Source organism: Georgenia wangjunii (assembly GCF_036421975.1).
Taxonomy (GTDB): domain Bacteria; phylum Actinomycetota; class Actinomycetes; order Actinomycetales; family Actinomycetaceae; genus Georgenia_A; species Georgenia_A wangjunii.
Genome location: NZ_JAZGON010000015.1, coordinates 1 through 13,141 on the forward strand (window position 1 = coordinate 1; position 13,141 = coordinate 13,141).

General features: G+C 70.6%; 4 protein-coding genes and 1 tRNA gene. 2 read left to right on the plus strand and 3 right to left on the minus strand.

Annotation, left to right across the window (positions count from 1 at the left end):
* Nucleotides 1-48 precede the first annotated feature (48 nt).
* A complete protein-coding gene (locus V2J63_RS15320; protein ID WP_331231861.1) occupies nucleotides 49-7,872 on the plus strand; it encodes a malectin domain-containing carbohydrate-binding protein in 7,824 nt (2,607 codons plus the stop codon).
* 290 nt (nucleotides 7,873-8,162) lie between these two features.
* Nucleotides 8,163-9,320: a glycosyltransferase family 4 protein gene (locus V2J63_RS15325; RefSeq protein WP_331231862.1), complete on the plus strand. Its 1,158-nt coding sequence runs from the start codon at nucleotides 8,163-8,165 to the stop codon at nucleotides 9,318-9,320.
* Between the two features lie 161 nt (nucleotides 9,321-9,481).
* On the opposite strand, the gene V2J63_RS15330 is transcribed toward V2J63_RS15325, so the two are convergent.
* The 3 genes from V2J63_RS15330 to V2J63_RS15340 all read right to left on the minus strand — a co-directional run bounded on the left by V2J63_RS15330 (nucleotide 9,482) and on the right by V2J63_RS15340 (nucleotide 13,092).
* Nucleotides 9,482-9,555 (minus strand) — tRNA-Pro (locus tag V2J63_RS15330).
* 70 nt (nucleotides 9,556-9,625) lie between these two features.
* Complete coding sequence (locus tag V2J63_RS15335) at nucleotides 9,626-10,555, minus strand: metallophosphoesterase (RefSeq protein WP_434056352.1); 930 nt, start codon at nucleotides 10,553-10,555, stop codon at nucleotides 9,626-9,628.
* Complete coding sequence (locus V2J63_RS15340) at nucleotides 10,552-13,092, minus strand: transglycosylase domain-containing protein (protein ID WP_331231863.1); 2,541 nt, start codon at nucleotides 13,090-13,092, stop codon at nucleotides 10,552-10,554. The genes V2J63_RS15335 and V2J63_RS15340 overlap by 4 nt, the downstream gene beginning before the upstream one ends.
* Between the last annotated feature and the right edge of the window lie 49 nt (nucleotides 13,093-13,141).

Below are 13,141 nucleotides of genomic sequence, written 5' to 3' on the forward strand. Positions count from 1 at the left end.
ATTGACAAGTGGGCGCTTGGTAGCCGGTCGGTAATCCACACCGGGCAGTTGGAACTCGAGGACGGCCCGCACGAGGTTGTCGTGGAGTACTTCGAGGACCGCTGGGCTGCCGGTGTCGAAGTTGACTACGCGCGCGTCGGCGGCCCCGACGTCGTCGTACCTGCCGCACCGACCGCCCTGATGACCACAGCAACGGACACCTCCGTCGACCTCGGCTGGCAGGCGAGCGTCTCGAGCGACGTCATCGGCTACCGCGTCTACCGCTCGCTCGAGCCGGGCGTCGTCGCCGAGGGGACGCCCTATTCGGGCACCAACCTGCACGCAGGCACGGCCTTCTCCGACCCGAACGTCACGCCGGGCCAGACTTACTACTACGTCGTCACCGCTGTCGACGCCGCGGGCAACCAGTCCCCGGTCTCGAACGAGATCGAGGTCGCCATCGAGCGGATCCTTCCGCCGACCGAGGTCCTCGCGACCGCTGGTGAGGACAACATCGGCCTGACATGGACGGCGAGCGACAGCTCGAACGCCGTCGGATACCGCGTCTACCGCGGCACCGAGCCCGGCGTCACGGCGGAGGGCCCGCGGCTCTCTGGGCCGAGCCCGGTCGAAGCGCTCAGCTACACCGACACCACCGCCGAGGTCGGCGTGACGTACTACTACGTCGTCACCGCCGTCGACGAGATCGGCCGCGAGTCGGTCGTCTCGAACGAGGCCGTCGGCCTCATCACCGCGACCGTCGACACCGAGGCCCCGGTCGCTCCGGCCGAGCTCGAGGCCGAGGCCGGCGACGGTGTCGTCGACCTCGCGTGGACGGCGAGCGTCTCGAGCGACGCCGTCGGTTACCGCGTCTACCGGGCGCTCGAGGACGGCGTCCCGCTGACGGACGAGCCCGTCAGCGGTGCCGCCCCGATCGCCACGCCGGCCTTCGCCGACACGGGCGTGACGAACGGGACGACGTACTTCTACGTCATCACCGCCGTCGACGCGGCCGGGAACGAGTCGGTGGCCTCCAACGAGGTCATCGCCGTCCCGAACCCCGTCAACGACGTTGACGTCAAGGTCGACTTCGCCGCCGCGACGGCCGTTCCGGCGTCCGGTTACGTCCTCGACTACGGCCAGCCGTTCGGTGCGCGCACCGGGGCGAACCAGGGCGCGGGCCTGACCTACGGGTGGACGAACCCGGACGGCAATCCGGTCTCGCTCGTCGGCAACGGACGTGTCCGCGCCCGAGCTGGGATCGACCCCAAGCTGGACTCCATCATCCACATGCAGTACGGCGATATCGTCGGCACGAACGGTATCGACGACGAGGGCACGTGGGAGCTTGCGCTCCCCAACGGTCTCTACGAGGTGACCGTCGCCGTGGGCGACGAGCCGAACAACACCAACGGCTACGACTCCGAGCACGTCGTCAACGTCGAGGCGGGCGTCGGCATCGAGCTCTTCCAGGCGACGGCGGCCAACGAGTACCACGTCGGCACGGTCACGGTCGGGGTGTGGGACGGCGCACTGACGATCAACCCCCAGGGCGGGACGAACACCAAGCTCGCCTACGTCACGGTCCTCGGCAAGCCGCTCGCCCCGCACGTCGACACGGTCCTGCCGAACCACCGCGGCACCGAGCACAACGTCACGGCCGGGGTCTCCTCGACCATCCGGATCCCGTACGCGGGCGTGGGCGTCGACCCGGAGACCCTTCAGGGCAACGTTCACCTCTACGAGCTCCCCGCGGGCACCGAGGTGCCCGTGACTGTCGGGACCTCCGGCGGCAACGACGTCATCTCCCTGTCACCGTCCGACCCGCTCAAGGCGAACACGTCCTACCGGTTCGTCGTCACCGACGGCGTCAAGGACAACCGCGGGGCCGCGTTCGTCCCGTTCACGTCCCTGCTCACGACGGGCACGGACGAGATCGTCGGGGGCAGCGACGAGTTCACCCCGCTCACGGGCATCGAGTTCGAGAAGATCGAGCTGCCCATCGGCGCCAACAAGTACTGGTCCTCCTTCGCGTTCGGACCTGACGGCAAGATGTACGCCACCACCATCGGTCAGGGGCTGTTCCGGTTCACCGTGAACGCGGACGGCACGCTCTCGAACATGGAGAACCTCGGCTACCAGGGCTTCGCCATGATCGGCCTCGTCTTCGACAAGGCCGCGACCGCGGACGACCTGCGGCTGTGGGTGACCAAGACGAGCGCGAACGTCAGCAACGAGACGAACAAGTGGGTCAGCGGGATCAGCCTCCTCAGCGGGCCCAACCTTCAGAACGAGCAGGAGATCTTCGACAACCTTCCTCGTTCGCAGTCCGACCACCTGACGAACTCCCTGGCCTACGGCCCGGACGGTCACCTCTACTTCCTCCAGGGCTCCAACCAGGCGGCCGGTGACCTCGACAACAGCTGGGGCCAGCGCGGGGAGACGCTGCTGACCGCAGCTACCCTCACGTTCGACCCGGCACACCCCGCCGTCGTCAGCGCCGCCGGCGCCGGCGGTCCGATCGACGTCAAGACGGCCGAGGGCGGTACGTACAACCCCTTCGCGCCCAACGCGCCCCTGACGATCTACGCCACGGGCATCCGCAACGCCTACGACCTCGTGTGGCACTCGAGCGGGCACCTGTTCGTCCCGACGAACGGGACGGCGGGCAACGCCAACAGCCCCGGCGTCACGGTCAACGCGGACGGCACGTTCACCCGCAAGGCAGCCGCGAACATCCCCGGGTTCAGCTCGGTGAACAACCTGGACGCGACGAACGCCTGCACGAACTACCGGATCGACGGCGAGCCGTACACCGGCGGGAACGTGCCGCCGATCTTGAACCACCCCACGCAGCGTGACCACCTCTACCGTGTGGAGAAGGGCGGCTACTACGGCCACCCCAACCCCGAGCGCTGCGAGTGGGTGCTGCACGAGGGCAACGACCCCGCGAACCCGCCCAAGGCGGCCGGTCAGGGCGGCTCGCGATACGCCGTCGGGCAGCTCGCGGACCCGAACTACCGCGGCATCGCGTGGGACCTCGAGTTCAACAAGTCGCCCAACGGTGCGCTCGAGTACCAGAACGAGACGTTCGGTGGCCAGCTCAAGGGCCGGCTGCTCGTCACCCGGTTCTCGCAGAACGACGACCTGCTCTTCCTCCAGGTCGACCCGGCCACCGGTGAGATCCTCGGCCAGCAGACGTCCGCGGGACTGACCGGCGTGCCGGACTCGACGATGACGGGTGTGAGCGGGTTCAACGACCCGCTCGAGGTGGTCGAGGACCCGAGCACGGGCAACCTGTACGTCAACCAGTACAACCGTGGCGGTTCGGAGCAGAAGCTCTTCCTCCTGCGTGTACCGGAGGAGCACCGGGCGGCGACGCTCAAGGCCTCGACCGAGGAGATCGTCTTCTCGACGGTCAAGTCGACGACGTCGGGCACGAAGACGGTCACCGTGACTAACTCCTCCACGGAGGGCGTCACGCTCCAGGCCACGGTCGGCGGCGCGAACCCCGGCGAGTTCGTCCTCGGGTCCCCGGCGTCGGTGCCCCTCGCGCCCGGTGCGAGCACGACGGTCTCCGTTGCGTTCAAGCCCGGGAGCACGATCGGCCAGCGCTCCGGCACGCTCCAGCTCTCCGCGGCCGGTCGCTCCGTCAGCGTCGGTCTGTACGGGCTGAGCATGAACGGCATCGAGGGCAGCAACGAGCCGACGTTCAAGGACGTCGTCGGGACCCTCGGGTACGGGATCGACGTCGGCTGGACGAACCTGGCCGGCGGGATGAACCCCGCGCCCAAGGGCCAGGAGGTCATCGAGCCGCTCTTCGTCAAGGCCGGCTCCAAGCCGGTGACGATGGCTCCCCTCGCCCACTACGCCCCCAAGGAGAACCTGCCTTTCGGGTGGTACACGGGTGACGGCACCGCGTCCGAGCGCCGCGTCCTCGGCCAGATCGACACCAGCGGCTACCAGTCGCTGCTGCCCCCGATGAGTGCCGGCGGCTCGACGACGTTCGACCCGGGGGCCGACGCGTTCGGCGTGTTCTACCACTCCGGCGTCTTCAACCGGTTCGGGTTCACGGAGGACCGGCTCAACTCGCCGGCCGCCGACGCCCACCGCGCCCGGATCTACCCGGCGCGGGACCGCTCCGGCAACCTCATGGCGAACAGCTACATCGTCGCCTTCGAGGACGCCAGCAACGGCGACTACCAGGACTACGTGTTCCTCCTCAGCGGGGTCCGCCCCGCCGGGGACGAGCCGCTGGAGCCGATCGGTGACGCCATCCGGGTGAACTTCTCCAACCAGGCGGCGGCACTGCCCGACGGGTACCTGCGTGACTACGGCCAGGCCTTCGGCCCCCGTACGCGCAGCGACCAGGGCACGGGTCTGACGTTCGGCTGGAAGAACGAGGACAACGGCTCACCGCTCGACATGTCCGTGGGCGGGACCACCGGCCCCGGTAACGGCCGTGACCGGAACACCGCCCAGGCGGATCAGCGGCTTGACACCCTCATGCACATGCAGGCGGCCGACGTCCCCACGTATAACAACGGGGTCAAGGCGCACGCCTTCTGGGAGCTCGCCGTACCGGACGGCACCTACTCGGTGACCGTCGCTGCCGGTGACTCCACGGTGAACTCCGACCCGGAGTCGCACGCGATCAACGTCGAGGGCGAGAGCGTCATCGCCCCGCCGTTCGCGCCCACCGGTGCCGCCGGGTCCGACACCCGCCACAAGACGGCCACGGCCGAGGTCACCGTCACCGACGGCGCTCTCACCGTGGACGCCGACGGCGGGACGAACACGAAGATCAACTACATCGACGTCGTCGCGCTCGACGCCACCCCGGACGAGCCCGGGGAGCCGAGCGAGGACGCCCAGGTGAAGGTCAACTTCACGCCGGCCTCCGCGCCGGCGGTGGCCGGGTGGACGGCCGAGACCGGCCTGGCCTACTCCGACGACCGCGGCTTCGGGTGGCTTAACGCGGCGACCGGTGCGCCGGTCGACCGCACCGCCGCCACCCGGTACCGCACCGGCCCGATGTCCGGGATCGCCTTCCCGGCTGAGGAGATCGACAAGTCTCTCGCGTTCCTCGACAACGCCAGCCAGTCGACCTACACGAACGGCCGGTGGGAGTACGCGCTGCCCAACGGCACGTACGAGGTCGCCGTCTCCGTCGGGGACGCGAACTACCTCGACTCCACGCACGGGGTCACCGCCGAGGGGCAGCCGGTCGTCACGCTCTTCGTGCCGACGGCGACCACCCCCTTCCAGACGGCGGTTCGCAGCGTGACCGTCACGGACGGCAAGCTGACGATCGCGAACTCCGGGACGAACACGAAGATCAACTGGGTCTCGATCGAGGGTGAGGGGCTCGACGGGGAGGAGCCCACGGAGCCGCAGGAGACCGTCCAGGTCGACTTCGGCACGGCTGCCGCGCCGCTCGACGCCGGCTGGACCCGCGAGGCCGGGGGCGCCTACGCCCCGGCCCGCGGCTTCGGGTGGCTCGACGCGGACACCGGGCAGCCGGTCGAGCGCACCCTCGCCACCCGGAACCGGCTCTCGGCCACCGGCGGGATCGCCTACCCGGCGCTCACGGCGCAGAAGTCGCTCGCGTTCCTCGACAACGCCACGCAGGACTACACGAACGGCACATGGCAGTACGACGTGCCCAACGGGACGTACGACGTCGAGGTGTCCGTCGGTGACGCCGGCTACCTCGACTCGGTCCACGGCGTGGCCATCGAGGGTGAGGACGTCATCGAGGGGTTCGTCCCGACCGGCGGCCAGCCATTCGGCGTCGACTCGGTGAGCGTCACGGTGACCGACGGCGCGATCACGATGACGAACACGGGCGAGAACACCAAGGTCAACTACGTCCGGATCAGCGGCGAGGAGCTCCTCTCCCCGACGATCCGGGTGACGTTGGCCGGCGAGGCCGTCACCGACTCCTACACCGGTGGGCCGGGGGAGATCGCGCTCACGGCCGCTGCGCCGAGCGACTCCACCATCGCCTCGCTGACCTACAGCGTCGACGACGGCGCGCCGGTGGCATACACCGCGCCGTTCACCCTCCCGACCGGCGTGCACACCCTCGAGGTCACGGCGACCGACTCCGAGGACCGCACGACCGTTCGTGAGGTCGCCTTCGAGATCCTCGACATCGGCGGCACCCTCGACGTGCGCAACGAGCAGGTCACCCGCGCCGGCGGGGAGCCCATCCCCGGCATGTACGAGGACTGGGTCGTCCTCCACCGCATCAACTCCGGCGTCACGACGCACGAGTTCCCTGAGGAGGCCACCGTCACGGTGACCAACACGGGCGAGAAGGACCTGCGGGTGACGGACGTGGCCCTGGCCGGGGCCAACGCGGCCCAGTTCGAGCTCGGTGACCTGCCGGCCACCCCGTTCGTCATCGAGCCGGGCGACTCCCTCCCGGTGGAGATCACCTTCACCGCCACCTCGGGCGGCAAGGGGATCCGCGCGGCCCAGCTCGTCCTCACCTCCAGCGACTCCCGGTCGCCGGTGACGACGGTCCAGGTGCGCGGCGGCTACATGACCTCGCCCGAGGGCGGCAACGAGCTGACCCTCAACCAGATCTCCGCGCTGTACGGCTACGCCACGGACATCGGCACGCTGCGCAACGGCGACGAGATGCGTGACTCGGAGCTCGACGGGGACGAGGTCCGGTCCACCAGCTGGAAGCGCGCCAACCCGTCCGAGCCCGTCGTCGTGCGCCAGCTCGCCGCCTTCCACGGCTGCTGCGACCAGACGGAGACGGTCAACGTCGGTGGCGCGAGCGCGACGCACAACGGCGCGTACGGCCAGTCGATCCTGCCCCTGAACAACGCCCTCACCGGGCCGACGCAGGCGAGCTCGACGCCGCCGGGTAACTTCAACATCACCGTCAACGGCCAGAACACCGGCCACGCCAACTACATGGCGGTCAAGACCTGGCCGGTCATCGACCGGGATGGCAACCCCGTCGCCGGGGCGTGGTTCGTCGGGCACGACTACATCAACTCGCCCAACCAGTGCGGCACGGGTCCGACGAACTGTGACTTCCAGGACAACGTCTACCTCGTGACGAACGTCTACCCGGTGACCCCGCACTCGACGACGGCGCCCGCGGCACCCGCGGGCCTCGCTGCCGAGGTGGTCGAGGAGACGGTTGAGCTCGACTGGACGGCGACCGCCGAGGACGACGTCATCGGCTACCACGTGGAGCGTGCGATCTCGGCGTCGGGTCCCTGGACCCGGCTCACCGGGGCGACGCCCGTGACAGGCACCAGCTTCACCGACGGCAACCTCCCGGCGGCGGAGACGGGCTTCTACCGGGTGCTCGCGGTCGACTACTCCGGCACGGTCTCGGCGGCTTCTGCTCTCGCCGAGGTCGAGCTTCCCGAGATCGACGAGGCAGCCATCCGCATCAACGCTGGAGGCGGCGCGGTCACGACGACCGGCGGCATCCAGTGGGCCGCGGACACGGCGTTCGCCGGCGGCAAGACGTACACGAACGCCGCGGTGACGGCGATCGCCGGCACGACCGACGACGCGCTCTACCTCACCGAGCGGAGCTCGACGACGAACCTCGGCACGTTCGGCTACGACGTCGACGTCGCGGGCGGCGAGTACCTCGTCCGCCTCCACTTCGCCGAGATCTACCACGGGGCGACCGGTGGCGGGTCCGGCGGGACGGGCAAGCGCGTCTTCAGCGTCAACCTCGAGGGCGGTCCGGCGGAGGTCACGAACCTCGACCTCAACGCCGTCGTCGCCCCCATGACCGCGCACGTGGTCGAGCGGACGGTCACGGTCACGGACGGGAACCTCGACATCGACTTCTCGGCCACGGTCAACCAGCCCAAGGTCAGCGCGATCGAGGTGCTGCCGGCCCCCTGAGGTCGGTAGCCCGCACAAGCTCCCCGGTCCGGCCGGCTCTCCCCCCCGGGTGCCGGCCGGTCCGGGGCCCCTTCCTGCCCGCCCCGCGGCCCTGGCCGCTCCACCGTCCCCCAGAGCGGAGGTGGCGTATGTCGACGCGATGCTTGAAGAACCTCGCCCTGCCTGTACCGGCACCGTGGCGCACCACCACCGCCAGGGCCGCGACCGTCCCGTACGTCGGCGCGGGCGCGGTCGTCCGCGTTCCCAGGCCCCGCGTCAGCCGGCGAGGGCGGTGACCGGCAGTGCCGACCATGCTCGTCCTCTCGAGCGCCGCCCGTGGTCTGGCACTCAAAGGAGCGACCTCGTGGAGCGTCGCAGCTGGCCAGGGTCTGCGGCTGGTCTTTGCCGCCCCTGAGGACAGCTGGAGCGACGAGCTGCGCACGTACGGCACCTTCGTGCCACTGCATGGTTCGGTGCCCCTGCATACCGTGGATCTCGTCCGCCTCGCGCGCGACCTGTCCGTTCTCGCGACCGCGGAAGACTGGGATCTGGTCCACGTGCAGAGCGCCGCTGTGGCCGCGCTGTGGCGGATCGTCGCGCCCGCGCGGGTCCTCGAGCGCACCGTGTACGTCTCCCACGGGCTGCCGTTCCAGCGGAGTGAACGCAGCATCGCCGCGACGTTCTCCCGCACAGCGGAGACCGTCCTCGCCAGGCGTACCCGAGCCGTCGCGACCGTGAGCGTGGAAGATCGTGCATGGTTCGCCCGGCTGCCAGGACGCCTGCGCCCACAGCTCCTGTGGCGGCTGCCCGGGACAGGTGTGGACGTCACGGGTTTCCGGGACGCCGCCGGCACGGTGCGCATCCAAGGCGTGCGCCGGCCGTACGCCCTCTTCTGCGGAGATCTCACCCCGAGCAAGGACCCGATGCGGGCGGTCGAGGCCGTGGCGTGGTGCCGTCGCCACCTCGATCTCGGCCTCGTCGTCATAGGCGAGGGCCCGTTGCGTGAGGCCCTCGTCCAGGCGGCGACGGAACGTCCGTGGCTCGTACTGGTTCCGCACAGCCTTGCGATGGAGGCATGGATCGCCTCGGCGGCCGTCGTCCTCGCCCCCAGCCGGCGCGAGAGCGCCCCGCGAGTCATCGTCGAGTCTCTCGCCGCGGGAGTCCCTGTCATCGCACGTGAGAACCGCGGCAGCCGCGAGCTCCTCGGGGACGGAGTCGGAACCCTTCTCCCACCCAGCGCTGGTGCAGAGGAGTGGGGCCGCCGTATCGAGGAGGTCCTGGGCGCACCGGTCGCGAGGGCGCTGATGCTCGAGCGCGCGATGGCATACGACATCAGCGCGTACCGGCACGCCTACTCCGGGCTCCTCGATGCCATCCTCGGCTCACCGGCCACCATGGCAGGGCCTGGTGCCGTGATCGCGCACCCCCGGCGTAGCGGCGGATTGCGCCGTCATCGCTCGCGTTCCTGAGCCCGACGTCGGGCCGGGCCGCGGCCGTGTGGCCTCGGTAGCGCCGCTTGCTCGGGCTCGAGGTCCCCACCGCAGAAGTGGACGCGCGCGCTCGTGCGGCGGAGACGACGGGAGCCGACGACGAAGGGCCGGGTCCATGCGGACCCGGCCCTCCTTCACCGTCGGGGTGGCGGGATTCGAACCCACGACCTCTTCGTCCCGAACGAAGCGCGCTACCAAGCTGCGCCACACCCCGGTGAAGCCTGCTAAGAATAGCGGAGCCTGGGCCTACGGAGAAACCGGCCCCCGGGCGGGCCCGCGCAGGCTCACCGGTCTGAGCCCACGAGTGTGAGCAGGCTCGCTTCCGGGCGGCACGCGAAGCGCAGCGGCGCGTACGGCGAGGTGCCGAGGCCGGCCGAGACGTTGAGCCACGCGGAGCCCGCGCCGCCGGGTGCGTCGGGGCGGGCGCCGGGCCAGCCGTGGAGGCCGCTCGCGCGACCGGTGTCGAGGTCACAGTTCGTCACGAGCGCCCCGTACCCGGGCACGCACAGCTGCCCGCCATGGGTGTGGCCGGCGAGGACGAGCGCGCAGCGGTCCGCCACCATCGCGTCGAGCACGCGCGTGTAGGGGGCGTGCGTGACGCCCACGTGGAGGTCGGCGGCCGGCGGGGCGGCCCCGTCGGCAGCGGGGAACCGGTCCCGGTCGAGGTGCGGGTCGTCGACGCCGACGAGCGAGAACGTGAGACCCGCGACGTCGACCGTGCCGCGGGCGTTCGTGAGGTCGAGCCAGCCGGCCGCCCGCATCGCCGAGACGAGGGCGGGTGCGGGCAGCGGCCGCGGCTCGTCCCCGCTGCCGCCGCCGCGCGCGTCCGGGAGGAGGTAGCGCGCCGGGTTCTTCGGGCTCGGCGCGAAGTAGTCGTTCGAGCCGAGCACGAACGCGCCGGGACGGGCCAGGAGCGGCTCGATCGCGTGGAGGACCGCCGGCAGGGACGCGGGGTGGGCCATGTTGTCACCGGTCGTGATGACGACGTCCGGCTCGAGCTCGGCGAGCGAGCGGACCCACTCCTGCTTGCGTCGCTGCCCCGGGAGCATGTGCAGGTCCGAGAGGTGGAGCAGCCGGACCGGGCGCGCGCCGGCGGGCAGGGCGGGGACCGTCGCGGAGCGCAGCGCGAAGAGCCGGGTCTCGAGGAGGCCCCAGCCGATGGCACCGAGACCGCTGAGGGCGAGCCCTGCGGCGGCCCGCCCGGCGCGGCTCAGTTGTCGTCTCCGCTGCGTCCGTCGTCGAACCAGTCCTGCCAGCGGCCCTCGTCGGCGGGCGTGCCCGGGTTGACCAGACGCGCGGTGCCGCGGGACGCCTCGTCGTCGCTCTCCCCGTCGTTGCCGCCGCCACCGCCGGAGCCGCCCCCGCCGTTGCCGCCGCCGCCGTTGCCGGAGTTGCCCCCGCCGCCGGTGGACGGCTGCTGGGAGCCTGAGCGCGTGCCCGAGCTGGGGTAGACGGTCACCTGGGTGCCGCGACGCTGCTCGCTGCCGGCGGCGGGCTGCGTCCCGGCCGCCGTGCCGGCCGGGTACCCGGCGCTGACGGTGCGGCCGACGGTCACGCCGAAGCCCGCCGCCTCGAGGGTGCGCTGGGCGTCCGCCATGCTCTGCCCGCCGACGTCCGGCACGCGGAGCTGCTCACCCTGGATCTGGCGCTGGTCGGGCTCAGCGAACGGCACGACCGGCATGCCCTCGGTGGCGCGCTCCATGTACGCCTTCCACGTCGGTGCCGAGATGAGGCCGCCGTAGACGCTCTCGTGCCAGCGGCCGTTGATGGTCTTGCCGACCATCGGCTCGTCACCGTTGGCGTAGCCCATCCACACGGCCGTCGCCATCTGCGGGATGTAGCCGATGAACCACGCGTGCTTCGCGTCGTTCGCCGTACCGGTCTTGCCCGCGGTGGGGCGGCCGGGCAGGCGGGCCGGGGAGCCGGTCGAGTCCCACTCCGGGCCCATGACGGCCTGGAGGGCGTGGTTGACACCGTTGGCGATGTCCTCCTCGAGCACCCGCTGGCAGTTCGACGGCGGGACGGGGATCTCCTCGCCGGAACGGTCGGTCATGCTCGTGATGGCGACCGGCTCGCACATGATCCCGCCCGCGGCGAGCGTGGCGTAGGCGTTGGCCATCGACAGCGGCGTCGTGTTGTTCGTCCCGAGGATCGCCGAGGGGTTCGGCTCCAGCGGCAGACCCGCGCCGTTGCGCACCCCCATCGCGGCTGCGACGTCGGTGATGGCGCACAGGTCCATCTGGTTGGCCATGACGACGTAGGAGGTGTTGACCGACTTGCGGGTCGACTCGAGCACCGTCTCGACCCCGCCGCCGAACCCCTCGAGGTTCTTGGGTGAGTAGTCGGTGGCGTAGTTCCCGCACGAGATGTTCCAGCTCTCCCGGGGGAAGTCTCGGTTGGCCGAGTTCACCCGGTCCATGAGGGAGTGGCCGGTGCGGAGCCACTCGATGAGCGTGAAGACCTTGAACGTCGAACCGGAGTGGAAGCCGGAACCACCGCCGTGTTCCTGCCCGACGTTGTAGTTGACGAGGGTTGCCCGGGGGCTCTCCTCGCTCGCCCGGCCGTACGGCGTGTTCTGCGCCATCGCGAAGATGTGGCCCGTGCCCGGCTCGATGGAGGACAGCGCCATGGAGATCCCCGAGGCGTCGTCGACAGGGATCGAGCCGGTCACCGCGTCGAACGCGGCCTGCTGCTTGGCGGGGTCGAGGGTCGTGCGGATCTCGAGCCCGCCGCGCAGGAGGAGCTGGCGGCGCGCCGTCGTGTCCTCGCCGTAGGCCTCGTTGTTGAGGATCTCCTTGACGACGTACTCGCAGAAGTAGGCCGCGGTGCCGGCAGCCCCGCACCCGTTGGGCGTGGTCTGGACGTCGAGCATCGCCTCGATCGGGACGGCGATCGCCTCGTCGTACTGGGCCTGCGTGATGTAGTTCTGGTTGCGCATGAGGCCAAGGACGGTGTTGCGGCGGAAGAGGGCGTTCTCGGGGTTCGCCACGGGGTCCCACTTGCCGGGAGACTGCGTGATGCCGGCGATCATGGCGGACTCGCCGACGTTGAGCTCGGCCGCGGGCTTGTTGAAGTAGTGCCGGGACGCGGCCTCGACGCCGTACTGCGAGGGCCCGAACTGGGCGATGTTGAGGTACCCGGCGAGGATCTCGTCCTTGGTCCACGCCTGCTCGAGCCCGATCGCCATGCGCGCCTCGCGGAGCTTGCGGCCGTAGCCGTCGACGCCCTCCGACTCGGTGGCGGCGTCGTAGAGGGCGGTGTCGCCCGTGACGCGGCTCTCCTCGATGAGGACGTTCTTCACGTACTGCTGGGTGAGGGTGGAGCCACCGCCCTCGACGCTGCCGCTCACGGCGTTCGTCACCGCCGCACGCATCATGCCCTCGGGGTCGACGCCGCTGTGCTCGTAGAACCGGCGGTCCTCCGTGGCGACGACCGCGTCCTTGACGTGCTGGGAGATCGCGTCGAGCGGGACGACGATCCGGTTGTCCGCGAAGAAGGTCGCCAGCTTGTTGCCCGCGGCGTCGTAGATGACGCTCTGCTCCGACGGCTCGTCGACGACGAGCTCGCTCGGCAGCTCGTCGAAGAGGTCGACACTCGCGGCGCTCATCGCGCCGACGGACCCGACGGCCGGCATGAGCATGCCCGCGGTGAGGACGCCGCCCGCCGCGGCGATGAGCAGGAACGCGAGGAACAGCGCGACGAGCTGCAGCGGGTTGACGGCGCGCGCGGATGCGCGTGAGGCAGAAGGCATGCTTCCAGGGTACGTGCCGGTACCACAGCGAGTCAGCCCCGGTTCGCCC

Excerpts from the sequence above, each read along its gene's own strand:
- V2J63_RS15340 (WP_331231863.1), bottom strand. The coding sequence starts at position 13,092 with ATGCCTTCTGCCTCACGCGCATCCGCGCGCGCCGTCAACCCGCTGCAG.
- V2J63_RS15325 (WP_331231862.1), top strand. The coding sequence starts at position 8,163 with ATGCTCGTCCTCTCGAGCGCCGCCCGTGGTCTGGCACTCAAAGGAGCG.